This is a genomic window from Tabrizicola piscis, from assembly GCF_003940805.1.
In the GTDB taxonomy this organism is placed as follows: Bacteria; Pseudomonadota; Alphaproteobacteria; order Rhodobacterales; family Rhodobacteraceae; genus Tabrizicola; species Tabrizicola piscis.
The window spans coordinates 1,877,465-1,902,897 of sequence record NZ_CP034328.1; the positions used below are offsets into that span (position 1 = coordinate 1,877,465).

Consider the following 25,433-nt stretch of genomic DNA (forward strand, 5'->3'; position numbering starts at 1 on the left):
CCAGCCGGTACCGGTCCAGTTGCTCTTTTCCAAATACTCTGCGGGGGTGCGGGGGTGCAAAACCCCCGCGCGACGCCCGCCACGGGGAACCCGCCATGGCCGACCTGACCCTGCATGAAACCCTGGCCGACATTCCAGCCGCGGAGTGGGATGCCGTCGCGGCCCCCGAACAGGCCGACGGGCGGCCGCTTGACCCCTTTACCACGCACCGCTTTTTGCGGGCGCTGGATGCCTCCGGCTCTACCGGAACCGGCAGCGGTTGGCAGGCGCGGCCTTTGGCACTGCGGGATGAAGGTCGGCTGGTCGCCGCGACGCCGCTATACGTCAAGACCCACAGCCAGGGCGAATACATCTTTGACCACGGCTGGGCCGATGCGCTGGAACGGGCGGGCGGCCGTTACTATCCCAAGCTGCAGATCGCCGTGCCCTTCACCCCCGCCACCGGTCGCCGCTTCCTGGGGCCGCCCGAACACCGCGAGACGCTTCTGCGCGCCACCATCGGCGTTGCGGCGCAGAACCGGCTCTCCTCGGTTCATGCGACCTTCTGCACGGAAGCCGAGGCGCTCGCTCTGGCGGGCGTCGAAGACACGCTCCACCGGGTGACGCAGCAGTTCCACTGGGTGAATCGCGGCTATGCGACCTTCGACGATTTCCTCGCCGACCTGTCCAGTCGCAAGCGCAAGATGATCCGCAAAGAGCGTGAGACAGCCCAAGGCCACGGCCTGACGATCCGCGCCCTGACCGGGGATGCGATCGAGCCGCAGCATTGGGATGCGTTCTGGCAGTTCTATCAGGACACCGGCGCGCGGAAATGGGGCACGCCCTACCTGACGCGGAAGGCCTTCACTCTGTTCCACGACACGATGCGAAACGACATGCTGCTGGTTCTGGCCTTCGACAAGGACCGCCCCGTGGCCGGCGCGCTGAACTTCATCGGGCGCGACACGCTTTACGGCCGCTACTGGGGCTGCGTGGAAGATCACCCCTGCCTGCATTTCGAACTGTGCTACTATCAGGCGATCGACTGGGCCATCGCCAACGGCCTTGACCGGGTCGAGGCGGGGGCGCAGGGCGAACACAAGCTGGCGCGCGGTTATCTGCCGGTGGAAACCCATTCGCTGCACTGGATCGCCGACCCTGCTTTCCGCAAGGCCGTGGCGCGCTATCTTGAGGCAGAGCGCAAGGCCGTGGGGCAGGAGATCGAGGTCCTGACCGCCTATGGCCCCTTTCGCCGGTCCGAAGGCCGCGAATAACCTTTCAAGGGGGAACCCCGATGGCTGACCTGCTGCCCACCGAAGATCGCAAGACGCAACTTCCGCCGCTCGCCGAAACCGGCTGGGCTGCTGTGCCTCGCAAAGATGCGATCCGCAAAATTCTGAAGTTCAAGAATTTTTCCGAAGCCTGGGGCTTCATGTCCCGCGCGGCCTTGGCGGCGGAAAAGCTGAACCACCACCCGGAATGGAAGAACGTTTACAACGTGGTCGACGTGACGCTGACCACGCATGACTGCAAGGGGCTCAGCCAGCTTGATATTGATCTGGCGAAAGCCATGGACAAAATGGCCCCTGATGCCGAGGTCCAGCGCAACCACGGCGAACCGGTCATGTCCCTGTGCGAGATCCGCGCGCGAACGGCCTGACTTCCCGCCCGTCGCTCGTCGATGACTTCGTCACTCCTCGCAGGCCCCAGGCCGACGAGGAGACGAAGTCGAACGAGGAGGCGCCCGAAGGTCGGGCGCCACAGGTCAAAGTTGCGACAGCAGATGTTCGCCTGCCGAGATTTCGCAGCCCGGCCCCACTTCCGGGTTGAACTGGGTCACGACGCCATCTTCGACCAGCGCCGAATAGCGCTTTGACCGGGCGAAAAAGCCCAAGGGCGGCAGGTCAAAAGTCATGCCGATCGCTTTGGTGAAGGATGCATCCGCATCGCCAAGCATGGTGATCCCGGCGGCAGTGGCGCCCGTCGCTTCGCCCCAGGCCTTCATCACGAATGGGTCGTTCACCGAGATGCAGATGATCTCATCCACGCCCTTTTCGGCAAACTTCGGCGCGGTGCGGATGAAACTGGGGACATGCGCGGTCGAACAGGTTCCCGTGTAGGCCCCCGGCAGCCCGAAGATCACGACTTTGCGGCCCTTCAGCTTGTCCGACAGCTTTACCCCTTCGGCCCCGTTGGCGCCCATCTGCAACAGCGTCGCTTCGGGCAGCTTGGCCCCGGTTTCAATCGTCATTTTCATCTTCCCTTTTTCCTGTCGGCGCGTTGCACCGGTTGCCCTTGGGGTTATAGGGTCCGCCGCAGGACATGCCAGAGGGATGCGCAATGCGAGTTGTGATCGTCGGAGCCGGACAGGCCGGGGCTGCCCTTGCGGCAAAGCTGCGCGCGCTGGGGCATGCGGGGGACATCGTGATGCTGGGCGACGAACCCGCCCCCCCTATCAGCGCCCTCCGCTTTCCAAGGCCTATCTCCTCGGCGAGATGGAGGAAGAACGGCTCTGGCTGCGCGCCCCCGACTTCTGGGTCGACAACCACGTTGACCTGCGCCTTGGCCAACCCGTCACTGCCCTTGATCCGCTGGCCAGAACCGTGACCGTTGGCGGCAACTTGCTGGACTATGACGCGCTGGCGCTGACCACCGGATCCACGCCGCGCAAGCTGCCTGCAGCCATCGGTGGCGGCCTTGGCGGGGTCTACACAGTCCGGACGCTGGCCGATGTCGATGCCATGCGGGCCGAGTTTCTGCCAGGCCGCCGGGTCATCATCGTTGGCGGCGGCTATATCGGGCTTGAGGCGGCGGCGGTTGCGTCGAAACTGGGCCTTGAGGTCACGGTCTTGGAAATGGCGCCGCGCATCCTGCAGCGGGTCGCGTCGCCGGAAACCTCGGCCCATGTCCGCGCGCTGCATCAGGCGCATGGCGTGACGCTGCTGGAGGCGACGGGGCTCGATAGGCTTCTGGGCGATACCCATGTGACGGGGGCGCTGCTGACCGATGGCCGCAGCCTGCCCGCGGATTTCGTGATTGTCGGTGTCGGGATCACGCCCAACACCCAGCTTGCGGAAAGCGCGGGGCTGACGATCGACAACGGGATCGCCACGGATGCCTTCGGGCGCACCTCTGACCCGGCGATCTGGGCGGCGGGGGATTGCGCGTCGTTCCCGTGGCAGGGCGGGCGGCTGCGGCTGGAATCGGTCGGCAACGCCATCGACCAGGCCGAGGTGGTGGCCGCCAACATCCTTGGCGCGGGCCAGCCCTATGTGGCGCAGCCCTGGTTCTGGTCGGATCAGTTCGACCTGAAGCTGCAGATCGCAGGCCTGAACACCGGCTACGACCACATCGTGACTCGTCAGGGGGAAGGCGAGGCGGTGAGCTTCTGGTACTACCGGGGCGCAACCTTGCTGGCGGTGGACGCGATGAACGACGCCCGGGCCTATATGGTCGGCAAGCGGCTGATCGAAGGCGGCAAGTCCCCCACGCCCGAGGTTGTCATGTCGACCCCGGACCTCAAGTCCCTGCTGAAAGGATGAGGATCATCGGCGGCACACGGCGCGGCACGGTGCTGGCCGATATCGGTGCGGGCGATCCCGCCGCCCATCTGCGCCCGACCTCCGACCGGGTGCGCGAGGCGATCTTCAACCTGCTGATCAACGGCAAGCATGGGGGTAACCCGGTTGCGGGCGCACGGGTGCTGGACCTGTTCGCAGGCACTGGTGCCCTGGGGCTGGAGGCGCTCAGCCGTGGCGCGGCAGAGGTGACCTTTGTCGATGACGGGGCAAAGGCGCTGGCCCTGCTGCGTGCCAACATCACCCGGCTACGGATGGAGGAGGAAACCCGCATCCTGCGCCAAGACGCCCGCCGTCTGCCGCCGAACCCGGGCGATCCCTACAGCTTGATCTTCCTTGACCCACCCTATGGCAAGGCCCTTGGCGAAGCCGCCTTGACGGTCGCCGCAAAGGGCGGCTGGCTGGCCCCCGGCGCGATGATCGTCTGGGAAGAGGATACCCCGCCCGTGCCACCCCAAGGATTTTCCCAGATCGACCAGCGCCGATACGGCGACACTCTCGTCACTCTGCTACGGGCTCCGGAATGAACCGTCCCATGACCAGACCAGCCGCCGTCCTGTTCGATTGTGACGGGGTGATCGTCGACAGCGAAGGCCTGACCGCCACCTTGGTGCGCGATGACTTGGCCCGGCATGGCTTGGCGCTGACACCGCTGGAGTTCGAAACCGGCTATATCGGCGGCACGATGGAATCGGTGGCAGTCCTGGCCCGGCAGGCCGGGGCAGTGCTGCCAGCGGGCTGGGTCGCCAGCATCTACCAGCGCATGAACGCCCTTCTGGCACAGGAGGCGGGGTTGGTGCCGGGCATCCTGACCGTGCTCGACGCGCTGGATCATGCGGGCATTCCCTATGCGGTCGCGTCGAACGGCCCGGCGGACAAGATGGCGATCACACTCGGCAAGCACGGGCTGATCCCGCGGTTTCAGGCGGTGCTGTCAGGGCAGACCCTTGGCCGCCCGAAGCCTGCGCCGGATGTCTACCTTGCGGCGGCAGCGGCCTGCGGAGCCGACCCCACACGCTGCATGGTGATTGAAGACAGTCCCGTCGGGGCAATGGCCGCGCTTGCTGCCAACATCCCCTGCCTCGGCTTTGCCGCGCATGGTCCTGACACCCCGCCAGCCCGGCAATTGGTGGCGCTTGGCATACCCCTGTTCGCCGCCATGTCCGACCTGCCCGGCCTTCTGTCTGTCTGATCTTTGCTTTCTGCCCAAATATCCCCGGGGGATTGGGGGGCGGCGCCCCCCATCAGCCCTGGATGGCGCGCAGGCGCCTTCCAGGGAGAAAGACCTTGCGGCGGTACGCCGCTCCACCAGAAACCCGGCCGTGACGCCGCGTTGCGGGTGACAACCCGGGTGCCCCCGGCCATTCTGCGGCAAAGAGAGGCCTGCCATGTCCAGCTATCCCCACCTGCTTGCCCCCATCACGCTTGGCCAAGTGACCCTGCGCAACCGCAGCCTGATGGGGTCGATGCACACCGGGCTGGAGGAAACCGGCGACTGGGGCCGCGTCGCGGCCTTCTATGCCGCCCGCGCGCGGGGCGGGGCGGGGCTGATCGTCACGGGGGGCATGGCCCCCAACCGGGAAGGCGGGGTGTTCCCCGGCGCGGCGGGGCTGTTCACAGACACGGATATCGCCAACCACCGCCGCGTGACGGATGCCGTCCATGCCGAAGGCGGCCATATCGCCATGCAGATCCTGCATGCGGGGCGCTATGCCTATGGCAAGGACTGCGTGGCCCCCTCGGCGGTCAAGTCGCCCATCTCGCCCTTTCCCCCGCGCGAACTGGACGAGGCGGGGATAGAAAAGCAGATCACCGACATAGCCACCGCCGCCGCCCGGGCCATTGTCGCTGGGTATGACGGGGTCGAGGTGATGGGGTCGGAAGGCTATTTCCTGAACCAGTTCCTTGTCGCCCACACCAACCGCCGCACCGACGGCTGGGGTGGGACCTATGACAACCGCATGCGCCTGCCCGTCGAAGTGGTGGCCCGCGTCCGTGCCGCCATGGGGCCGGGCGCGGTGCTGATCTATCGCATCTCCCTGATCGACCTTGTTCCCGACGGGTCAAGCTGGGACGAGGTCATCCAGCTTGCCAAGGCCATCGAGGCGGCAGGGGCATCGGTTCTCAACACCGGGATCGGCTGGCATGAGGCGCGGGTGCCGACCATCGCCACCTCGGTCCCGCGCGCAGCCTTTGCCGACCTGACGGCCCGGCTGCGCCCCGAGGTGGGCATCCCGGTCATCACCTCGAACCGGATCAACACGCCCGAGGTGGCCGAATCCCTGCTGGCAGGTGGCGCGGCCGACATGGTTTCCATGGCACGGCCCTGGCTGGCGGATGAGGCGTTCATCGCCAAGGCCGCGGCGGGACGCGCGGCCGAGATCGCGCCCTGCATCGCCTGCAATCAGGCCTGTCTGGACCATACATTCTCCGGTCGGCTGACCTCGTGCCTCGTGAACCCGCGCGCCTGTCATGAGACGGAATTGACCTACGCCCCCGCGCCCGTCGCCAAGCGTGTGGCGGTGGTTGGGGCTGGCCCGGCGGGGATGATGGCGGCCATCGTGGCCGCCGGGCGGGGCCATTCCGTCACGCTGTTTGATAAGGCCGATCAGGTGGGTGGCCAGCTCAATCTGGCCAAACAGGTGCCGGGGAAGGAAGAATTTCACGGCCTTGTCGACTGGTTTGCCACCGCCCTTGGCCATGCCAACATTGCGGTGAAGCTGGGCACTTCGGCGTCGGTCCACGACTTGCAGGCGTTTGACGAGGTGATTCTTGCCACCGGTGTCACGCCACGCGATCCGGGGATTGCGACCGACCCCGGGTCGAAGGTCTTCAGCTACATCGACATTCTGAAAGGGGCCGATCCGGGACCGCGCGTGGCCATCATCGGTGCCGGGGGAATCGGGTTCGATGTGGCCGAAACGCTGGTGCATGAAGGCGTCAGCCCCACACTTGACCCCGGCCTTTGGCGGGCGGAATGGGGTGTTTCGGCCCCTTGGGTGGACCGGGGCGGTCTGGCCGCTGATGGCCCGGCACCGCACCCGCCGGCGCGTGAGGTGCATTTGCTGCAGCGCAAGGCGGAAAAGCCGGGACGCGGCCTTGGCAAGACGACGGGATGGATTCACCGGGCAAGTCTGGCCATGAAACGCGTCAGGATGCAGGGCGGGGTGAATTATGAACGGATCACGCCCGATGGCCTTCTGATCAGCCACGGGCCGAACCGCGAGCGGCCAGAGCTGCTCGCGGTCGATGCCGTGGTGCTCTGCGCCGGGCAAGAACCCGAACGAGGGCTATCCGCAGAGCTGACCCGGGCCGGCATCCCCCACCATCTGATCGGCGGGGCGGACGTGGCGGCCGAGTTGGACGCCAAGCGCGCGATTGATCAGGCCGCGCGCCTGGCAGCCGGGCTTTAGCAACCCGGCGCACCCCTTGGCCCTGACCGGGTGGGAAGCACCGGTCTGGTCCAAGGGCTGGCTTGGATGTTCGCTTAGTTGGTGGCCGGAGGCATGATCACGGCGTTGTCGAGAGCCGCCTGCAGTTCGGTCGTATCCACAGCACCATCGACGTTGGTGTCGATGGCGGCAAAGCCTTCTTCCGTCATGTCGGTCCAGACGGCCTGCAGTTCGACCAGCGACCAGGTACCGTTCCCGTCCGTGTCTGCAACTTCCGGCAGGGTGGCCTGCGCGGCAACAGCGGTGGCGAAGGCAAGCGGTGCAAGCACCAGGGCAATGCGTTTCATGAACGTCTCCTTTTTGATCCACAAATGTGGGGCGGCGTGTTCCGCTCCCTGACGCCAATCTGAGGGGCCGCGGGACAATGTTCTAGAGGCGAAGCGCAACCCAAGGATTCAGCAGCGCCGGGCCGCACAATTGGGGGTCGATCTGGAACATCTTTCCGCCTGCGCTGGTCAGATGATCCTTTTGCCGCCATCGACGGGGGTCGCTTCAGGCAAGCCTTCGCCGGTTGCCGCAGGGGAATGGCCGTTTCTCTGCCATGAACGATCCCACACAATACCCCGGATAGGTCGCGCGTTTGCCGCCATCCTGCCTGATTTCCCGACCACACCTAAGGCAAGAAGGCGTGCGTGATGCCACAAAGAGGGCAATTATGGATCGACTGACCGAGATGGAGGCCTTTGCCACAGTGGTGGACCAAGGTGGCTTCACCGATGCGGCAAAGAAGATGGGTATCTCGAAGTCTGCGGTCTCGAAACATGTTTCGGCACTGGAAGCGCGCTTGGGCGCACGACTTCTGAACCGCACCACCCGCCGGGTCTCGCCGACCGAGATCGGCCTTGCCTATTATGACCGTGCCCGACGCGTCCTGAACGACGCGGGCGAGGCGGATGCCTTGGTCACCTCGATGCAATCTGCGCCGTCGGGTCTTTTGCGCGTTTCGGTGGCCACGGATTTCGGCGTGAACCTTCTGTCGCCGATTCTGGGGGATTTCCTGTTGGAATACCCCGACATCACCGTGAACATGGTGCTGAACAACCGCTACGTCGAACTGATCAGCGAAGGCTTCGACATGGCCATTCGCGTGGGCGATCTGGAAGACAGCAGCCTGCGCGCCCGGAAACTGACCGAAACCACCAAGCGGATGATCGGCGCGCCGGCCTATTTCCAGAAATTCGGCCGCCCGCAGAAGATTGACGATCTGAACGACCACAAGCTGCTGCACTATTCGAATCAGGCCAATGGCAACGTCTGGAAGATCACCGCGCCTTCGGGCGAAAAGCGGCAGGTCCGGTCGGTTGGCTGGTTGACGGTGAATGACGGGCAAAGCCTTCTGAACGCAGCGGTGTCGGGCCTTGGCATCGCCTATCTGCCCAGCTTCCTATACGCCGACGCCATGCGCCAAGGCCTTGTCGAAGAGGCGATCCCCGGCCTGCCGGTGGAAACGCTGGGCATCTACGCGGTCTATCCGCCGGGCCGGTTCACCCAGCCCAAAGTGCGCGCCTTCATCGACTTTCTGGCCAAACGCTACACGGAAAAGGGCCCAGACAACTGGTGACTTTTTAGGGTCCGGGTATTCCCCCTCCCGGGTCCTTCAGCGGGTCGAGGTCACAATGACCTCGACCCGTCGATTTTTCTGGCGCCCCTCTTCGGTCTGATTCGTATCGCGTGGGGCGAGGAAGCCCACCCCTTCGGAGGCAATCCGGACCCGATCAACGCCGTGCAGGTCGATCAACGCTTGCGCCACAGCTTCGGCCCGCTGCTCGGAGATCGCGATATTGGCTGCCAGACTGCCGGACGCGTCGGTATGGCCGACCAAGGCAATCGTCGCATCGGGGTTCGCCTCCAGCCAGGCAGCGACGGCGGCCAGCGACGGATAGTCGCCGTCGCTAAGCGTGGCCGCCCCGCTGGCAAAGACCAGGTCATCCAGCACGGCGCTGCCGACCGTGTCCAAGGCGGCTGCGATGGCGGGGCTTGCCTCAACGCTGCGGGGGCGTTCGACTTCGTTCAGATCGACTACGGCTTCTGTCGGGGCATCGGGCAGTGGTGCAGGGGTCACCCGTGTGACCTGAACGAAAGCGGAAAAGGCCGACCGGCTGACGAGGATGGAGATCGCCTCATCCTCACGCTCGGCCGACAGAAAGCGGAAATCGCCCATGTCGACATGCATGTCGGGTTCTGGCATCACCTCGGTCCCGAAACGGAAATCAAAGCCGCCACAGGCCCGGGCATCACAGTCCAGCAGGACGGTAAAGCCTGCCGCCACCACCTGATCGCGCAGCGGGCCCATCACGGCCAAAGTCGTCTGGTCCGGCGCTTCCAGTTGAAACGCCCGCTGGTCAAGCGCGCCTTCTACCGGGCGTGAGGGGACAGAGACGCCGTCAAACGGGGCCAAAGGCAGGGCATAACTGCCGGGAACTTCGCTGCGGCGTTCCTCGCCAATGACTTTGGCCGGAAGGTTCAGGGTCAGCGCAGCCGCAGGCAGGGCCGCAAGGGCCCAGCTTAGGGAAACCACCAGTAAACCTGTCTGCCGCACTGCCCGGGACGCTTTCCGCGATCACTTCATTCGGTAGTGATACTGTCCCACAGTTTGCATGTTAAGGCGAGCGTAGAGCGCGCGGGCGGCAGTGTTCCGCGTGGTCACCACCAGCGACAGCCGGGAGGCACCTTCCCCAGCCGCCCAGTTGGCGGCGGCGCGCAGCAGGATTTCCCCAACCCCCTGACGGCGAAGCGCGGTGCGTACTTCCAGCGCATGCAGCATGGCATCCCTGCCGTGAATGGCCACAAAGGCCACCCCGGCAGGGCGGTCGCCAAGGCGGGCGAGCAATGCCGTCTTGGTGCCAGTCACCCGGTCCATCACGGCCAGACGCGCGGGGCCAATGCCTGCCTCATCCCAGATCGTGCGGGCAATCTGCAGGGGCGGCCAGTGCGGAAAGGCCGACAGCGGCGGAAGCTCGGCCTGCAGGGCCGTGACCGGCGCGGCATAGGCGACAACCGGATCGACGATGCGCCAACCCCGGGCGTCAAGCGCGGCGTCAAGGTCTGCATCCGTTTCGCGGATCAGAACCAGCGGTTCGGCCATCGCATCCAGCGTGGCAAGGTCCGCCTCGGTCCACTTGTCCGCAAGGCTTGCCGCCGACACGCGCTTGCCGCCACCCGCGCCGTCGCGCATGAGGAAGGGACCATGCCGCCAGCTTCGGGCGGGGGGCCATGTCGCCTCCATCACCTCGGCAAGCTGGTCGGGTGTCATCCGAACAGCCGGGTCAGACGGACCATCGCCGCGTCCACCATGGCGGGATCGGTGCCGCGGATCACCAGATTGGTGCCATGCGCCCCGTTCTGCAGGAAGGGATAGGACCCCATCGACAGGTCAGGATATTCCGCCGCGAGTTCACCAAAAGGTCCTGCAATCTCGCCCTCGCCCCGGTTGACGCGCAGGGATTGCGACAACAGCGGCGGCCCGCCAGTCAGCTTGGGCAGGACACTGGCGACCATGGCCTGAAAGATATTCGGTACCCCCGCCATCACATGGACATTGCCGAGCGTGAAGCCGGGCGCGGTGGAAACCGGGTTGTCGATCAGCGTCGCACCCTCGGGGATGCGCGCCATGCGCTGGCGCGCTTCGTTGAAGGGCAATCCGGCCCGGTCGTAATGCGCCTGCAGCAACGCCATGGCATCGGCCCGGTGGCCGATCTTGGCGCGCAGTGCCGCAGCTATGGCATCAGCGGTGATGTCATCATGCGTCGGCCCAATGCCACCGCTGGTGAACACATGGGTGTACCGCCCCGACAGCGCCCTGACGGCGGTGACGATCTCGTCATGCACATCCGCCACGACCCGCGCTTCACGCAGGGTGATGCCGATCCGCGTCAGCTCTTGCGCCAGATGGTGCATGTTCGAATCGCGTGTGCGGCCGGACAATATTTCATCGCCGATCACCAGCATTGCCGCAGTTGGGTTGGTCATGGTGCGTGTTCCCCTTGTCTTGACCGTGGGTATAGCCCTGCCGCCCACGCTTTCAAAGCCCGTGGCTCTGGCCAATTCCGCGCGGGATGCCTAAATTGGGCCGGAAGGAGACTGCCTTGGACGAAGTACGCGCACGGATCACCCGGGACGGCATCCGCATCTATGAGGATGCGGATTTTGCAGGCATGCGTGCGGCGGGCCGGGTTGCCGCAGAAATCCTTGATGATGTGGCAGCGCTTGTCGTTCCCGGAACGACCACGGCGGCGATTGACGATTTCATTACGGATGAGATCAAGCGGCGTGGCGTCACTTCGGCCACGATCGGCTACAAGGGCTACCGCCACGCGTCGTGCATTTCGGTGAACCATGTGGTCTGCCACGGCATTCCAGGGGCAAAGCTGCTGGCTGACGGCGATATCCTGAACGTGGATGTCACGGTGATCGTTGACGGCTGGTTCGGTGACACAAGCCGGATGTATGTGGCCGGCGCCCTGCCCCGCAAATCCGAACGCCTGATCGAAGTGACGCATGAAGGCCTGATGCGTGGCATCGCGGCGGTCAAGCCGGGAAACACCTTTGGCGACATCGGCCATGCGATCCAGTCCTATGTCGAAGCCAACCGGATGAGCGTGGTGCGTGATTTCTGTGGCCACGGCCTTGGCCGCGTGTTTCACGCACCGCCGAACGTGCTGCACTACGGTCGCCCGGGAACCGGCCCGGTGCTGGAGGAAGGCATGTTCTTCACGATCGAGCCGATGGTGAACCTTGGCCGCCCGGAAACCAAAGTTCTGGCCGATGACTGGACAGCGGTCACCCGTGACAAATCGCTGTCGGCGCAGTTTGAACATTCGGTGGGCGTGACCGCCACGGGATGCGAGATTTTCACCCTGTCCCCTGCCGGAAAGTTCCACCCGACTTGGGGGTGATGCACGTCTGGCGCATGGGGCTTGCCCTTCAGTCCTCCGCCTCAGCGCAATGCCGCCGGAAGGCGCGCTTCAGAAGCTCAAGCTCTGCCCGCAGCAGGCTAATCTCGGCGCGCAGGTCTTCCTCCAGGGGCACCCCGGCGACAAGGGTGAACTGAGCGAGCGTAACGCCATCTGCATGAAACAGCACGGTTTGCACGCCTTCGCTTATCACCGAAGGCGGGATTGGCAGGCGCAGGGCAAAGCGGCCGGGCTTTCCGGGGATCGGCGTGACGGTCAGCCCCTCCAGCGCCCGGTCCTGATGGCGGGCCTCAAGCCTTGGCGCGTCGCCCTCGACCCCGGCGAGCACGCCTTCCCAGACGCCTGCAAGGATGCGGGTCTGCGTCAGGGTGATCTGGGGTGGGTTCGGCATATCGGCCTCACAGTTCGGCGCGGGGGCGGCGGCTGGCCACCAGATCGTGCAGGGTGATCCGGGACAGGGCGGGCGCGTTGAAGATCACATCCAGCCACAGATGTTCGATCCGCGTTTCATCCAGCCCGGCATAGGCCAAGTCGAACTCGACCAGCTTGTCGCGGCCCGTGGCGGGAATGTCCTGCATCAGTTGGGCGACATTCGGGCCGTGTTTCAGGTTCAGCCGCGCCACGGCCTGCAACGGGCGATCACAGTCGACCAACGCGTCGATGCGCAACAGATGGCGCGACCGCAGGCCTGCCACCGCTTCCGGCGGAAACGCGATGGCCAAAGACAGGAACGACCCCCGGAAGCCGAAGACATCCAGCGTCAGGCCAAAGGGGGCACGGTCAACCTCGCCGTGGTTGCGCGTCTGGCGGAACGCCACCTCACCCAAGGGGCAATCATGGAACAGCGCCAGATCATCGCTGATCGCCGTTCGCCCCGCCACGGCCACCGCACCCGGAGAAGAGATCGCCCCACGCCAGACATCCGGCCGCCAGACCCAATCCGTACCAAGCGGAGCGCGGGGCAAACCTGCACCAAGCGCAGGCAGGCCCAGACGATGGTCAGCCGCATGAATGACCCGGTCGATCTGGCGCCGCATCGTCCGCGCTTCGGCCCGCAGGCTGCGCAGGGTAGATGGCTCCATCTTTGCCGCATCATCCGCAGCCTTTGTCCAGCGGTCCTGCACCTTTCGCAGGCGCCACTGGTCAATCAGCTGCGAAAGGCGCCGGGCCATGGCTTTGGCTTACTGGTCCATGTAGACGTGGCTTTCGGCCTTCGCGCCCGGGTGCGTCACGGCCCCCCAGCGCGCGCCGCCGACCAGCTTGGCGAACTTGTGGACCGCCCCGCTGGTATAGGCCGTCTTGCGCGGGCCTTTCCATTCGGTCTTGCGCTTGGCCATCTCCTCGTCTGACACGTTGACCGACAGCTCACCCGTCAGCGCGTTCAGCGTGATGATGTCGCCGTTCTTCAACAGGGCAATCGGCCCGCCATGGGCCGCTTCCGGCCCGACGTGACCGACGCAGAAGCCCCGCGTCGCGCCAGAGAACCGGCCGTCGGTGATCAGCGCCACCTTCTTGCCCATGCCCTGACCGGACAGGGCTGCGGTCGTCGACAGCATCTCACGCATGCCCGGGCCGCCTGCGGGGCCTTCGTTGCGGATGACGATGACCTCGCCTTCCTTGTAGGCGCGCTGCTTCACGGCTTCAAAGGCGTCTTCCTCACACTCGAACACGCGGGCTGGGCCACTGAAGACCTGCTCTTCGTCGCTCATCCCGGCGACCTTCACGATCGCCCCGTCCGGTGCCACATTGCCCTTCAGCGCCACGACGCCGCCCGTCTTGGTGATGGGCGAGCCGATGTGATAGATCACCCGGCCATCTGCCTCACCGCGGATTTCCTCAAGGCTTTCGCCCAGTGTCTTGCCGCTGGCGGTGATGCAATCAAGGTGCAGCAGCCCCTCTTTCGCCAGTTCCTTCATCACGACGGCGACGCCACCAACTTCATGCAGGTCCTTGGCGACGTATTTGCCGCCCGGCCGCAGGTCGACGAAATAGGGCGTGTCCTTCATGCAGGCGGCAACGTCGAACAGGTCGAAGTCGATCCCCGCCTCGTTCGCCAAGGCAGGCAAATGCAACGCCGCGTTGGTGGAGCCACCCGTGCAGCCCACCACCCGGGCCGCGTTTTCCAGCGACTTCAGCGTCACGATATCCCGCGCGCGGATGTTCTTTTCGATCAGGTGCATGACGGCGACACCCGACGCCTCGCCATACTGGTCGCGCGATTCATAGGGCGCAGGGGCGGAGGATGAGTTCAACAGCGCCAGCCCGATCGCCTCGCTCACGCAAGCCATCGTGTTCGCGGTGTACTGCGCGCCGCAGGCGCCACTGGACGGGCAGGCCACCCGCTCCATGATCTCAAGTTCCGCGTCCGAAAGGTTCCCGGCCTGGTGCTTGCCCACGGCCTCGAACATGTCCTGCACGGTGATGTCCTTGCCCTGATAGCGGCCCGGCAGGATGGAGCCGCCATAGATGAAGACCGATGGCACGTTCAGCCGCACCATCGCCATCATCATGCCCGGCAGGGATTTGTCGCAGCCCGCAAGGCCGACCAGCGCGTCATAGCAGTGCCCGCGCATCGTGAGTTCAACCGTATCGGCAATCGCATCGCGGGATGCGAGCGAGGACCGCATCCCCTCATGCCCCATCGCGATCCCGTCGGTCACGGTGATCGTCGTGAATTCCCGCGGGGTGCCGCCGCCCTTCTTGACGCCATGCTTCACGATCTGCGCCTGACGGTTCAGCGCGATGTTGCAGGGGGCCGCTTCGTTCCAGCAGGTGGCGACGCCGACCCACGGCTGGTGAATCTCTTCCTCGGTGATCCCCATCGCGTAGAAATAGCTGCGATGCGGGGCGCGCGCCGGACCTTCGGTCACATGGCGGCTGGGAAGCTTCGACTTGTCGAAACGCTGGTTGGTCATGGCGGCTCCTTGGCAAGCAATCGGGCAGGCAATGGCATCGCGCAAGGGATAAAGGCCAGCCCGCGAAGGGGCAAGCCGAATTGGGCAAGGCCAGAGGAATGTCCGTGCCTACTCGCCGTTGATCGCCACGGTGGCCGAGCGCATCATCCCGTCCAGCGAAAGGCGCAGGCCGTCAACCGCGCTGACGTAGCTTTCCAGAGGCGCGGCCATGGCAGGCACCCAGCCCGAAAGCCGTGGAGCCATGATGTAGACCGCTGCACCGATGATCGCCACGGTCATCACCATCAGAAAACCGCTGCGAAAGCCCATCGACTCACGCACTGGGGGCAGGGGTTGCCCATCTGCGGCCTCGGTCGCGGTTTCGGACGGGCGCAGGGTCGAGTTGATCTCTTCGACATCCGGCAGAAGATCGCGTCGGGCCGAGGGTTTGTGGGCGGCTTCGGTATCGCCGTCCAGCAAGGCCCCGTTCGACGCCACAAGCGCCGGTTTTTGCCGACCGGGCATCGCCGCATCGATCCCAAGGTCAGTCTGGCTTTCCAGCGGGCGCGCCTCGGCCCGGCGGGCCTGCGCCTCACGCTCGGCCTCTTCGCGCAGAATGGCCAGCACGCTTTCGTCCACCGCATAAGCCGGAGCTGGCGCTGGCGCGTCGGTATCGCTTTCCCCCGGAGCAGGTTCTGACACGGCCTCAGGCTCGATCTCAGCGGCCGTGTCTGCCACGGGTTGAACCCGGGTATCGCCCAAAGCCCCCGCCTCGCCCGCAACCTCTGCGTCAAGCTTGGCAATTACGGCGTCCGCCTCGGCAAGCGCGCTGTCAAGATCGGCTGAGGCGCTGTCCGGCTTTGCGTCCAGTTCAACCTCAGGTGCAGGCTCTGCAACACCTTCCGGCGTCTTTTCCGGTTCGATCGCCGCCACCTCGGCAGGGATGTCCGCCGTTTCGACTGCCGCTACTGGCGGGGGCGTCTCCTCCACTGCGGCAAGGGGTTCTTCAACAGGCGCTTCAGCCGCCACCTCAACCAAAGCCTCTGGCCCCGGGTCAGTCAAAGCCGCAGGGCTGGTCTCTGGTTCGGGTGTGACTTCGGCCACAGGTTCCGCCACGGGCGTTTCTGCAACCGCGGCCGGAGGCGCTTCATCAACCGGTGCTGCGGCAGAGCGTTGGCGCATCTGGAACCACGCATGCCCGCAATTCGCGCATTGAACGTCCCGTCCAGTGTCCGGGATCGCATCCTCGGGCACTTCGTACTTCGCCTCACAGTTCGGGCAAACCAAACGCATTCGTGTTCCTCAAAGCCTGTTTCTGGCTCCCCCAACTGGTTTGTAAACCCTAATTCCTGTCGTTCCAAGGCTTTGTAGCGCACCCTTGTGCAATCGTTTACGCCTGTGCGATGGAAAGCGCAGTCGCGCAATGTTCTGGCGCGGCAAAAACATCAGCAAGACCGGCAAACCGGGCAGAGGACCTGTCGTGATCGCCTTCGAGAATGTGGCCTACAATTACGGCGGGGGGGATCTCTTGTCAGACGTGTCCCTGCGCCTTGCGCCGGGATCGTTTCATTTCCTGACCGGACCATCCGGGTCGGGCAAATCCACCTTCCTGAAACTCGCCTATGCCGAGCTTCGGGCGACGTCGGGCCGCGTGAACCTGTTTGATCGCGATGTGAAAACCCTGTCACGCGACGATGTCGCCCGCGCCCGCCGCCGTATCGGCATCGTCCATCAGGACTGCAAGTTCCTTGACCACATGTCACTCGCCGCCAACATGGCGCTGCCCTTCACCGTGTCCGACCGAGAAAGCGATGGGCAGGACATGAAGGACCTGCTCGGCTGGGTCGGGCTTGACCACCTTGCCGATGCCCTGCCCCCGCAGCTGTCGGGCGGCGAACGCCAGCGTGCCGCCTTGGCCCGGGCAGTGATCGTCGACCCTGACGTGATCCTTGCGGATGAACCCACCGGCAACGTGGATTGGGACATGTCGCTGCGCATCCTGACCCTGCTGGTCGAGCTGAACCGGATGGGCAAGACGATTCTTGTCGCGACCCATGACCTGAACCTGATCCGTCAGGCCAAGGCACAAATCCAAGCCCGGGTGCTGCGCATCGCCAAGCACCGGATCCAGCTTGCGGGGGCCGATCTGTGAAACTGCCCGCCGCCAAACCGGCCAGCCCGGCGACCCGTGCGCTGCAAGTGGTGCCGCCTTCCGGCCCCACTGCCTGGCTGACCACCTTCACCGCCGGGGCGATGACCTTCCTCTGCGTCTTTGCACTTGCCCTGTCGATTGCCTCTGGTCGCCTTGCCGACCGCTGGTCCGAGGCGCTGGCGCGCACCGCCACGATCCGCCTGTCCGCCCCGGTGGAGCAGGTGCAGATCCAGACCGACGCGATCCTGTCTGTTCTTGCGGCTACCCCCGGCATCGCCAGCTTCCGCGCCATCGACGATGCCGAGACGCGGTCCCTGCTGGAACCCTGGTTCGGCCCCGGCCTGCCGATCGAGGCGCTGCCGATCCCCCGATTGTTCGAGGTGGTCGAAGCGACCCCCGGCTATGACGCCGAAGGTCTGCGCCAACGCCTTGCCGCCGAAGCCCCCGGCGCGCTTCTGGACGACCATACCCGCTGGCGCCGCCCCCTGGCCGAGGCTGCGGGCCGCATCCGCCTGCTGGGTGTCCTGTCCATTGCGTTGATCGGCGCCACCATGGCCGCGATGATCACCCTTGCCGCCCGCGCCGCCCTTGCCGCCAACGCCGAGGTGATCCGCGTCCTGCGCCTTGTGGGGGCCAAGGACAGCTACATCGCCCGCGCCTTTGTCCGCCGCTTCACGCTGCGCACGCTGGCCGGGGCCACGGTCGGGGCGGCTGCCGGTCTTGCCGGTGTCGCCGCCCTGCCCGCCGCCGATGCCGCCGGCGGGTTCCTGACCGGCCTTGGCTTTGTGGGGTCTGCCTGGGCTTGGCCCCTCATCCTGCCCCCGCTTGCAGCCCTTGTGGCGTTCCTTGCCACCCGCCGTGCCGCCCTTGCCAAGTTGAAGGAACTGACATGACCGCACTCCGCTGGGTCCTTTCGCTGGTCTTCGTGGTCCAGATGTATCTTGCCATGGCGGTCCTCGCACTGGTCTTCGCCCCATGGGCGCTGTTCTCGCGCCGGGGGGCGCGGACCGCCTGCAAGACCTACTGCGTCTGGGTGATCTTCACCCTGCGCCTCCTGTGCGGCCTGAAGTGCGAAGTGCGTGGCACCCCCCCGATGGCCGAGACGGTCATCGCGGCGAAACACCAAAGCTTTCTGGACATCATCCTGATCTTCAACGCCGTCCCGGCGGGCAAGTTCATCATGAAGCGCGAGTTGATGTATGCCCCCTTCCTTGGCCAATACGCGCTCAAGATCGGCTGTGTTCCGGTGGACCGCGGCAAGCGTGGGGCTGCAATCGCCAAGATGAAGGCGGATGTCGCGGCGGGCAGTGCCGACCCCGGCCAGTTGATCATCTACCCACAAGGCACCCGCGTCGCCCCCGGGGTCACGAAGCCGTACAAGGTTGGAACCGGGCTGCTCTATGACCAGCTTGGGCAGCCCTGCTATCCCGTCGCCACCAATGTCGGGGTCTTCTGGCCAAAGCGCGGCATCCTGCGCAAGCCGGGCCTTGCGGTGGTAGAGTTCCTGCCCCCCATCAGCCCCGGTCTGCCCGTCCCTGCCTTCATGCAGCGGATTGAATCCGATATCGAAACCCACTCCAACCGGCTGATGGCCGAGGCTGGCTTTCGCGGCTGAACGGGCTCGACGCTGTCAGAGCAATGGGGCAGGTCAGCTCAGCGGACAATCCGCGACTGAAAGGTCCAGCGCCAATGTGGACGCAGGCCCAAAGCCCAGACCCGAGACGTTGATGTAAAGCGCCCCAGCCTCGGCCCAGACCTCTGTCACCTTCATGGTGGTGGCTGCAGGGTCGATGGCAACGCTATCAAACAGGGCACATTCCGTCTCGAACCGCAGCACATAGCCGTTGAATTTCGATTCGTAGAACCGGCCGATCCCCTTGGGATAGCTAAGTTCGATCCGCGTCGGGCCGATTTCCACATTCACCGGAACCACGTCCAGACCGCCGGTAAACCCTTGGCGGTCCAACCCGAACTCCACGCCCTGCCCTACAGTGACGGTCCGTCCGCGTGCGACCATAAGCGGCGCGTCGCGCACGTCCCACGTCTCGACGGTGAAGGTGACCAGACGCCCTTCCAGAGTGCCCGCCAAAACCTGACAGACCGAAACCGGGCAGGCCAGCACCGCAGCAAGGATCGCCGCCCGGATCATGCGAATTTCAGCGCCGCGATCCCGGCAAGGATCAGCAGCACCCCAAGCACGCGCATGGCATTGACCGTCTCACCGAACAGGAACACCGCCGCGATGGCCGTGCCGACCGCGCCGATGCCCACCCAGACGGCATAGGCCGTCCCCACCGGCAGGGTCTTCATCGCGACCGACAGCAGGTAGAACGATCCCAACGCCAGCACGACTGTGATGGCCGAGGGGACCACGCGGGTGAACCCTTCGGAATACTTCAGCCCCAGCGCCCAGCCGGTTTCCATCAGCCCGGCAATCGCCACGATGATCCAGGGGTTCACGCAGCAAGTCCTTTCGCGCCCATATCAAGGAACTTTTGCCGACGGTCCTTGATCAGGGCCTCGGGCTTCTTGCCGGACAGGTCTTTCAGCATCGCCTCGATGGCCTTGCCCACGGCGTCAATCGCCTCTTTCGGTGCGCGTTGCGCGCCGCCCATCGGCTCTTTCACGATCCGGTCGATGACCCCAAGCTTCTGCAGGTCCTGTGCCGTCAGGCGCAAAGCCTCGGCCGCTTCGCGCATTTTTTCGGCGTCTTTCCACAGGATGCTGGCGCAGCCCTCAGGCGAGATGACCGAATAGACGCTGTGTTCCAGCATCGCCACCCGGTTCGCCGTCGCAAAAGCCACCGCGCCGCCGGATCCACCCTCGCCGATCACGACAGAAATCAGCGGCACGCCGATGGCCAGGCACTTTTCGGTGCTGCGGGCAATCGCCTCGGCCTGACCGCGTTCTTCCGCGCCCTTGCCGGGATAGGCACCGGGCGTGTCCACCAGCGTGATCACCGGCAGGCGGAACCGGTCGGCCAGATCCATCAGCCGGATCGCCTTGCGATAGCCTTCCGGCCGGGCCATGCCGAAGTTGCGTTCGATCCGCGTCTTGGTGTCATTGCCTTTTTCGTGGCCGATCACCATGACCGGCTGGTCCTGAAACCGCGCGATTCCCCCCATCACCGCATGGTCGTCGGCAAAGGCCCGATCCCCGGCAAGCGACGTGAACTCGCTGAACAGCGCCTCGACGTAATCCTTGCAATGCGGCCGGTCGGGATGCCGCGCCACCTGGCACTTCTGCCATGGCGTCAGGCCTTTATAGAGATCGCGCAGCGCGGTTTCCGCCTTGCGGTCCAGCGCCTCGGCCTCTTTCGAGACATCCATGCCCGGGCTGGTCTTGGCCATCGCCCGCAGCTCTTCGGCCTTGCCTTCGATTTCGGCCAGAGGCTTTTCAAACTCAAGGTAGTTCATGACGCTTCCTTCCGGGGACCTTGCCTATATGCCCTTGGGCAAGGCGTGATGCAACTCGGCAAGCGTCAGTCTGACGCCTGACCAAGGTCCAGCGCTGCAAGATGCGCCACGTGATCCGGCCCGCAGCTCAGCTTTTTCGCAAGCTTGCTGTCTGGCATCACAACGCGCCAGAACGGCACCACCTCGTCCAGGCGCTTGCCTTCCTCCAGATCGCGCAAGCTGACCTCGGCCACCACCCGAAGGTAGATCGCCGTCGTCACCGGGCACATCGAATTGGCCCCCGCCTTCCGCGCGAGCTCATTGCGCAAGCGATCCATCGTCCGCGTCTCGCCGGGCGGGATCTTCGCAACATAGGCCGCGATGTCCCCGGGTGAGGAGATCAGCATTGTGTTCCCAGCCTTCACGCCCGCAAAATCGGCGTGCAGCATCACCACATGTGGCGGCTTCGCCCCGCCAAAGCGTTTGCGCCAGTCAGTCGGCTTCTTCGCCATCTACCCCTCCACCCGCGCCTTCAAGGCGGCAAGATATATGGTCGCGAAAGCGCCCGGGTCAAACATCAGGCGCGAAATGATCCGGCCCAACGGCGACGGCACCGTCGCCCGTTCAACCACTGCGATGCGGGTGCCCTCTGCCACTGGCTCCAGCACCGCCTCCCATATGCCGGAATACCCCGCGTCCGAGGTGAAGCGGAGCCGGATGCGCGCCTTGGTCATCTCCTCCGCGGCAAAGGCGATCTTTTCACCCCGGGGGGTGATTTCTTCCCAGCCCTCGGCCGTGCGCGTGACCTTGGCCACAGCGCGCCATTCAGGTTGCGCTTCCACGTCGGCGATCACCGCAAGCACCCGGTCCGGTGGTGCTGCGATCACGGTTTCGGCGCGCCCTTCGCGCGTGGCCGGAAGCAACCAGCCGATCAGGAAGATCACGATCGCCAAAAGGGCCAGGCCAGCAAAGGTCAGGATCAGGATACGCATGAACACCACTCCGAGTCAGGTGGTCCTGCCGTAGCAAGTTCTGTCGCTGCGTCGAAGTATCTCAAGAATCCGGGTTGTTTATCAGCGGGTTGTCTGAAATCCCACCCACCGGAAACAGCAGCGCCCCGTGGCTGGGCCACGGGGCGTGCATCCTCCCTAGTCGCCGCGCGGGGCCTCCCGTCCCCTGGTGCGCGGCTCAGGTATTCTTTGCAATCCGCCCAAGGTCAGGGCTGACGCTGCGTGAACCTGCACGTTTCACGGGCAGTTTGTCAACGATTCATGCGCCCGCAATCATCTCGGCCTGCCGCACGATCACTTCCGCCTGCCGCATGGAGGCGATGTCCACCAGCCGCCCCTTGTAGACCGCCGCCCCCTGCCCGGCGGCCTTCGCCGCCTCCATCGCCGACAGGATCTCGCGCGCTTCGGCTACCGCAGCCTCGGACGGCGTGAAAACCTCATTGGCCAGCGCCACCTGCTTGGGGTGGATCGCCCATTTGCCGACCATCCCCAGCGTTGCCGACCGCCGTGCCTGCGCCCGGAACCCTTCCTCGTCGGAAAAGTCGCCGAACGGTCCGTCGACCGGCAGAATGCCATGTGTCCGGCAGGCGGCAACGATCGCGGCCTGCGCCCAATGCCAGGGATCAGACCAGTATTTCGCCCCCTCGCGGTGCATGTAATAGTTCTCCTGCGTCCCGCCGATGCCGGTCGTCTGCATCCCCATCGACGCCGCGAAATCCGCCGCACCCAATGACATCGCCTGCAGGCGCGGGCTGCTGGCGGCAATCTCCTCGACATGGGCGATCCCCGCCGCAGTCTCGATGATGACCTCAAGGCTGATCCGCTTCGTGCGCCCTGCCGCCGCCTCGCAGGCTGTGACCAGCGCATCCACTGCATAGACATCGGCCGCGCAGCCGACCTTGGGGATCATGATCTGGTCCAGCCTTGGCCCGGCCTGTTCCAGCAGATCGACCACGTCGCGGTACCAAAAGGGGGTATCAAGCCCGTTGATCCGCACGCTAAGCGTCTTGCGGCCCCAGTCCACCTCGCTGATCGCCTTGATGATATTCGCCCGCGCCTGCGGCTTGTCCGCCGGGGCAACTGAATCCTCCAGATCAAGGTTGATCACATCCGCCGCACTGGCCGCCATCTTGGCAAACAGCTCAGGCCGTGATCCGGGGCCGAAAAGCTGGCAGCGGTTCGGGCGGGCGGGGGCAGCGGGTTGCAGACGGAAGCTCATCGGTCAGGCCTTCGGGCAATCATGTTTCACTGGACGCGGTCCCTGCGATATTATCTTGCGCAGCGGATCGCAAGCGGATTTCGCACTTGCAGCAAAACCGACCGGCCCCCAAGCTTTCGGCATTCTTCGCTTGCGCTTGGCCCCGGCCCGGCGAAGAAAGCCTTCAGGCTTGATGAGCGACCCCCATGATCACCGTCACCGAAGACATCTTCCGCCTGACCAAGGCCTTCACCATCAGCCGCGGGACCAAGACCGAAGCGCGGGTGCTGACCGTCCGCATTTCGCGGGGCGGTGTCTCCGGCTGGGGCGAATGCGTTCCCTATGCCCGCTACGGCGAAACGCTGGACAGCGTGCGCGACCAGATCGAAGGCCTGCAAGGCGGCATCACCCGCCACGACCTGCAATCCGCCCTCCCAGCCGGCGCAGCCCGCAACGCCGTGGACTGCGCGCTTTGGGACCTTGAGGCAAAGCAGGCTGGCCGAAGGGTCTGGGACCTTGCGGGGCTGCCCGCCCCCGGCCCGGTCCTTACCGCCTACACCCTGTCGCTAGCCCCGCCGGTTGAGATGCGAATGGCGGCGGCAGAAAACGCCCATCGGCCGATCCTGAAGATCAAGCTTGGCACCCCCGACGACATGCCAAGGCTTGAGGCCGTCCGTCAGGGCGCACCCCGGTCCCGGATCATCATCGACGCGAATGAAGGCTGGACGCCCGAGGTTTACACCGACCTCGCCCCTCACCTTCTGCTGCTGGGCGTGGAACTGGTCGAACAACCGCTTCCCGCCGGTCAGGATGACATGCTCGCCGAAATCGCCCGCCCCGTCCCGGTCTGCGCCGACGAATCCTGCTTTGACCGCGCGTCGCTGGCGGGCCTGCCGGGCAAGTATGACGTGGTGAACCTGAAACTCGACAAGACTGGCGGGTTGACCGAAGCGCTTCTGGCCCGCGACCTTGCCCGCCAGATGGGCCTGAAGGTGATGGTCGGCTGCATGGTCGGCTCCTCACTTGCCATGGCCCCTGCCGTTCTGCTGGCGCAGGGCGCCGGGTGGACCGACCTTGACGCCCCGCTCCTGCTGGCCGAGGACCGGCCCGATCCCATCCACTACGATGCGGAAGGTGTACACCCGCCCGACGCCGGGCTTTGGGGCTAGGGGAAGCCGATGGGTCTTGGACTTACAGTCGGACTGTATGCCGATCTTGACCAGAACGACCCGGAGTCTGCCGACGAAGCACACCAAAGCTTCGCCGCCATGGCCAAGGCGATGGCGAACTCCGGTCTGGTTCCGCATACCGAGCCCAAGGATTGTGTCACCTGGAGCGCAGACGGCTACGGCTACACCGGGCTCCATGCCCTGCGCGAAGTGGCCGGATTGGTCTGGCGGGACCTGCCCATTCCAATGGATCATCTCCTGACCGGCACAGACACCCCCAACGCCGAGGCGCTGTTCTCAGCGGCAGCCGCAGCATGCGCGCCAGAGCGGCGACAGGGCCTGTTCGAACGGCTGCTTGGCGAAAAGCGAACCCCAAGGCCGCCGCTGCCGCCGTTTGCCCATCTGGTGCTGCATTCGGACGCCGATGGCTTCTATGTCCCGGTTGACTTCGTGCAGCCCCTCATCCCCCTGCCTGCCCCGCGGGGAACCGAACTGCTGTGGCCCTTGGGATCGGTTCAGCGACTGTCGGCTGAACTGGACGTCCTTGGCCGCGCGCTCGCTTTGCCTGATCCGCTGCCCGATCCGGACACGCTGTTGGAAACCTGGCTGGAAGGCCCTGCCCCCGGCCCGATCACCGCGCCATGGCAGGCCCAGCCCATTGCGACCCATTCGCTGATCATCCTGCGCCAGGCCTGCGATCATTCCCTTCGGACCGGGGCCGCCATCGCCTTTGTCTGACAGGCAGTCTTGACCACGACCGCCGTTTGGCGAAGAAGCACGGTACACCCCATGGAGGCCCCGATGACCCGCACTGTCTATGTGAACGGCGACTACCTGCCCGAGGGCGACGCGAAGGTTTCAATCTTTGACCGCGGGTTTCTGATGGCCGACGGGGTGTATGAGGTGACCTCGGTCCTTGACGGCAAGCTGATCGACTTTGACGGCCATGTGAAACGGCTGTGGCGGTCTCTGGCCGAGTTGGAGATGACTTGCCCGGTCTCTGAGGCTGAGTTGCTGGCGATGCACCGCGAATTGGTAGCGCGGAACGGGATTGATCAGGGGATGATCTATCTGCAGGTCACGCGGGGCAATCCGGGGGACCGAAGCTTTGTGTTCCCCCCGGCCGACCTGCCCGGGACGATCGTGGCCTTCACCCAGAACATCCCCAACCTTGCGGATGCCCCCGCCGCCAAGACCGGGTTCAAGGTCATCACGATCCCGGACCTGCGGTGGAGCCGGGTGGACATCAAGACGGTGCAGCTTCTTTACCCGTCGATGGGCAAGATGGCCGCGAAGAAGGCGGGGGTGGACGACAGCTGGTTCACCGATGAGGATGGCGCGGTGACCGAGGGGACATCGAACAACGCCTACATCGTGAAGGGCAACCGGATCATCACCCGTCAACTGGGCAACGACATCCTGCACGGGATCACCCGGGCCGCCGTCCTGCGCTTTGCTGAGGAGGCGCAGTTCGAGGTGGAGGAGCGGGCCTTCACGGCGGCAGAGGCGCAAGGGGCGGATGAGGCATTCTCCACCGCGGCCTCGATCTTCGTGATGCCGGTGGTCGAGGTGGATGGGAAACCCGTGGGATCAGGCAAGCCGGGGCCGGTGGCTGTAAGGCTGCGGGAGATTTATCTTGACGAGATGCGGAAGGCGGCGATCTGACGTGTCCCGGGCGGGGACATTTTCGAGG

28 protein-coding genes and 1 pseudogene are annotated in these 25,433 nt (G+C 65.2%); 14 read left to right on the plus strand and 15 right to left on the minus strand.

Annotation, left to right across the window (positions count from 1 at the left end):
* The first annotated feature begins 95 nt into the window (after window positions 1–95).
* Window positions 96–1,253 (plus strand): GNAT family N-acetyltransferase, encoded by a 1,158-nt coding sequence (locus tag EI545_RS09090; protein ID WP_125325175.1) that lies wholly within the window; start codon window positions 96–98, stop codon window positions 1,251–1,253.
* Between the two features lie 20 nt (window positions 1,254–1,273).
* A complete protein-coding gene (locus EI545_RS09095; RefSeq protein WP_125325176.1) occupies window positions 1,274–1,639 on the plus strand; it encodes a 4a-hydroxytetrahydrobiopterin dehydratase in 366 nt (121 codons plus the stop codon).
* Between the two features lie 105 nt (window positions 1,640–1,744).
* Here EI545_RS09095 and EI545_RS09100 read toward each other — a convergent pair whose 3' ends face one another.
* Window positions 1,745–2,230, minus strand: a complete 486-nt coding sequence (locus EI545_RS09100) for a peroxiredoxin (RefSeq protein ID WP_125325177.1) — start codon at window positions 2,228–2,230, stop codon at window positions 1,745–1,747.
* An 89-nt stretch (window positions 2,231–2,319) separates the two neighbouring features.
* On the opposite strand from EI545_RS09100, the pseudogene EI545_RS09105 reads away from it, so the two are divergent.
* From EI545_RS09105 to EI545_RS09120, 4 genes and pseudogenes are all read left to right on the plus strand, one after another.
* Window positions 2,320–3,521: pseudogene (locus tag EI545_RS09105) on the plus strand (NAD(P)/FAD-dependent oxidoreductase).
* Window positions 3,518–4,084: a 16S rRNA (guanine(966)-N(2))-methyltransferase RsmD gene (gene rsmD, locus EI545_RS09110; protein WP_125325178.1), complete on the plus strand. Its 567-nt coding sequence runs from the start codon at window positions 3,518–3,520 to the stop codon at window positions 4,082–4,084. The pseudogene EI545_RS09105 and the gene rsmD overlap by 4 nt, the downstream one beginning before the upstream one ends.
* Before the next feature lie 8 nt (window positions 4,085–4,092).
* Window positions 4,093–4,749, plus strand: coding sequence for an HAD family hydrolase (locus tag EI545_RS09115; RefSeq protein ID WP_125325179.1), 657 nt, complete (start codon window positions 4,093–4,095; stop codon window positions 4,747–4,749).
* A 196-nt stretch (window positions 4,750–4,945) separates the two neighbouring features.
* A complete protein-coding gene (locus tag EI545_RS09120; protein ID WP_125325180.1) occupies window positions 4,946–6,970 on the plus strand; it encodes an NADPH-dependent 2,4-dienoyl-CoA reductase in 2,025 nt (674 codons plus the stop codon).
* Window positions 6,971–7,044: 74 nt separating this feature from the next.
* On the opposite strand, the gene EI545_RS09125 is transcribed toward EI545_RS09120, so the two are convergent.
* A complete protein-coding gene (locus tag EI545_RS09125; protein WP_125325181.1) occupies window positions 7,045–7,296 on the minus strand; it encodes an EF-hand domain-containing protein in 252 nt (83 codons plus the stop codon).
* 368 nt (window positions 7,297–7,664) lie between these two features.
* Between EI545_RS09125 and EI545_RS09130 the strand changes: the two genes are divergently transcribed.
* Window positions 7,665–8,570 (plus strand): LysR family transcriptional regulator, encoded by a 906-nt coding sequence (locus EI545_RS09130; protein ID WP_125325182.1) that lies wholly within the window; start codon window positions 7,665–7,667, stop codon window positions 8,568–8,570.
* Window positions 8,571–8,606: 36 nt separating this feature from the next.
* Here the strand turns inward: EI545_RS09130 and EI545_RS09135 are convergent, their stop codons facing one another.
* The 3 genes from EI545_RS09135 to EI545_RS09145 are packed head-to-tail and all read right to left on the minus strand — an operon-like array spanning window position 8,607 to window position 10,978.
* On the minus strand, window positions 8,607–9,527 hold the full coding sequence (locus EI545_RS09135) for an OmpA family protein (RefSeq protein WP_125325183.1): 921 nt from the start codon (window positions 9,525–9,527) through the stop codon (window positions 8,607–8,609).
* A gap of 42 nt (window positions 9,528–9,569) precedes the next feature.
* On the minus strand, window positions 9,570–10,262 hold the full coding sequence (locus tag EI545_RS09140; protein WP_125325184.1) for a GNAT family N-acetyltransferase: 693 nt from the start codon (window positions 10,260–10,262) through the stop codon (window positions 9,570–9,572).
* Window positions 10,259–10,978: a competence/damage-inducible protein A gene (locus tag EI545_RS09145; RefSeq protein ID WP_125325185.1), complete on the minus strand. Its 720-nt coding sequence runs from the start codon at window positions 10,976–10,978 to the stop codon at window positions 10,259–10,261. Before EI545_RS09145 ends, EI545_RS09140 begins: the two co-directional genes overlap by 4 nt.
* Before the next feature lie 86 nt (window positions 10,979–11,064).
* Between EI545_RS09145 and map the strand changes: the two genes are divergently transcribed.
* On the plus strand, window positions 11,065–11,904 hold the full coding sequence (gene map / locus EI545_RS09150) for a type I methionyl aminopeptidase (protein WP_174258171.1): 840 nt from the start codon (window positions 11,065–11,067) through the stop codon (window positions 11,902–11,904).
* Between the two features lie 28 nt (window positions 11,905–11,932).
* On the opposite strand, the gene EI545_RS09155 is transcribed toward map, so the two are convergent.
* The 4 genes from EI545_RS09155 to EI545_RS09170 form a co-directional block, all read right to left on the minus strand.
* Window positions 11,933–12,313, minus strand: a complete 381-nt coding sequence (locus tag EI545_RS09155) for a hypothetical protein (RefSeq protein ID WP_125325187.1) — start codon at window positions 12,311–12,313, stop codon at window positions 11,933–11,935.
* A 7-nt stretch (window positions 12,314–12,320) separates the two neighbouring features.
* Window positions 12,321–13,094 carry a DUF6478 family protein gene (locus EI545_RS09160; RefSeq protein ID WP_125325188.1) on the minus strand — a complete coding sequence of 258 codons (774 nt, stop codon included), beginning with the start codon at window positions 13,092–13,094 and terminating at the stop codon, window positions 12,321–12,323.
* 9 nt (window positions 13,095–13,103) lie between these two features.
* Window positions 13,104–14,837, minus strand: a complete 1,734-nt coding sequence (ilvD, locus tag EI545_RS09165) for a dihydroxy-acid dehydratase (RefSeq protein ID WP_125325189.1) — start codon at window positions 14,835–14,837, stop codon at window positions 13,104–13,106.
* Between the two features lie 108 nt (window positions 14,838–14,945).
* Complete coding sequence (locus tag EI545_RS09170) at window positions 14,946–16,109, minus strand: zinc-ribbon domain-containing protein (protein WP_125325190.1); 1,164 nt, start codon at window positions 16,107–16,109, stop codon at window positions 14,946–14,948.
* A gap of 187 nt (window positions 16,110–16,296) precedes the next feature.
* On the opposite strand from EI545_RS09170, the gene EI545_RS09175 reads away from it, so the two are divergent.
* Genes EI545_RS09175 through EI545_RS09185 form a run of 3 tightly spaced genes read left to right on the plus strand, consistent with a single transcriptional unit; the run spans window position 16,297 to window position 18,583 of the window.
* The gene (locus tag EI545_RS09175) at window positions 16,297–16,968 is read left to right on the plus strand and encodes a cell division ATP-binding protein FtsE (RefSeq protein WP_125325191.1); all 672 of its coding nucleotides are present in this window, start codon (window positions 16,297–16,299) and stop codon (window positions 16,966–16,968) included.
* Window positions 16,965–17,861, plus strand: a complete 897-nt coding sequence (locus EI545_RS09180; protein ID WP_164517254.1) for a cell division protein FtsX — start codon at window positions 16,965–16,967, stop codon at window positions 17,859–17,861. The genes EI545_RS09175 and EI545_RS09180 overlap by 4 nt, the downstream gene beginning before the upstream one ends.
* The gene (locus tag EI545_RS09185; RefSeq protein ID WP_125325192.1) at window positions 17,858–18,583 is read left to right on the plus strand and encodes a lysophospholipid acyltransferase family protein; all 726 of its coding nucleotides are present in this window, start codon (window positions 17,858–17,860) and stop codon (window positions 18,581–18,583) included. The genes EI545_RS09180 and EI545_RS09185 overlap by 4 nt, the downstream gene beginning before the upstream one ends.
* A gap of 33 nt (window positions 18,584–18,616) precedes the next feature.
* Here the strand turns inward: EI545_RS09185 and EI545_RS09190 are convergent, their stop codons facing one another.
* The 6 genes from EI545_RS09190 to EI545_RS09215 all read right to left on the minus strand — a co-directional run bounded on the left by EI545_RS09190 (window position 18,617) and on the right by EI545_RS09215 (window position 22,592).
* Entirely contained in the window at window positions 18,617–19,117 is a 501-nt protein-coding gene (locus EI545_RS09190) for a hypothetical protein (RefSeq protein ID WP_125325193.1), read from the minus strand.
* Window positions 19,114–19,428 carry a DMT family transporter gene (locus tag EI545_RS09195; RefSeq protein ID WP_125325194.1) on the minus strand — a complete coding sequence of 105 codons (315 nt, stop codon included), beginning with the start codon at window positions 19,426–19,428 and terminating at the stop codon, window positions 19,114–19,116. The genes EI545_RS09190 and EI545_RS09195 overlap by 4 nt, the downstream gene beginning before the upstream one ends.
* On the minus strand, window positions 19,425–20,384 hold the full coding sequence (locus tag EI545_RS09200) for an acetyl-CoA carboxylase carboxyltransferase subunit alpha (RefSeq protein WP_125325195.1): 960 nt from the start codon (window positions 20,382–20,384) through the stop codon (window positions 19,425–19,427). Before EI545_RS09200 ends, EI545_RS09195 begins: the two co-directional genes overlap by 4 nt.
* A 65-nt stretch (window positions 20,385–20,449) precedes the next feature.
* Window positions 20,450–20,875, minus strand: coding sequence for a hypothetical protein (locus EI545_RS09205; RefSeq protein ID WP_125325196.1), 426 nt, complete (start codon window positions 20,873–20,875; stop codon window positions 20,450–20,452).
* Window positions 20,876–21,355 carry an SRPBCC family protein gene (locus EI545_RS09210; protein WP_125325197.1) on the minus strand — a complete coding sequence of 160 codons (480 nt, stop codon included), beginning with the start codon at window positions 21,353–21,355 and terminating at the stop codon, window positions 20,876–20,878.
* A 277-nt stretch (window positions 21,356–21,632) separates the two neighbouring features.
* Window positions 21,633–22,592 (minus strand): L-malyl-CoA/beta-methylmalyl-CoA lyase, encoded by a 960-nt coding sequence (locus EI545_RS09215; protein WP_125325198.1) that lies wholly within the window; start codon window positions 22,590–22,592, stop codon window positions 21,633–21,635.
* Window positions 22,593–22,777: 185 nt separating this feature from the next.
* Here EI545_RS09215 and dgcA point away from each other — a divergent pair, with 185 nt between their 5' ends.
* The 3 genes from dgcA (at window position 22,778) to EI545_RS09230 (ending at window position 25,405) form a co-directional block, all read left to right on the plus strand.
* Window positions 22,778–23,740 carry an N-acetyl-D-Glu racemase DgcA gene (dgcA, locus tag EI545_RS09220; protein ID WP_125325199.1) on the plus strand — a complete coding sequence of 321 codons (963 nt, stop codon included), beginning with the start codon at window positions 22,778–22,780 and terminating at the stop codon, window positions 23,738–23,740.
* A 9-nt stretch (window positions 23,741–23,749) separates the two neighbouring features.
* Window positions 23,750–24,478: a hypothetical protein gene (locus EI545_RS09225; protein ID WP_125325200.1), complete on the plus strand. Its 729-nt coding sequence runs from the start codon at window positions 23,750–23,752 to the stop codon at window positions 24,476–24,478.
* Window positions 24,479–24,541: 63 nt separating this feature from the next.
* Window positions 24,542–25,405 (plus strand): D-amino-acid transaminase, encoded by an 864-nt coding sequence (locus EI545_RS09230; RefSeq protein ID WP_125325201.1) that lies wholly within the window; start codon window positions 24,542–24,544, stop codon window positions 25,403–25,405.
* Window positions 25,406–25,433 lie beyond the last annotated feature (28 nt).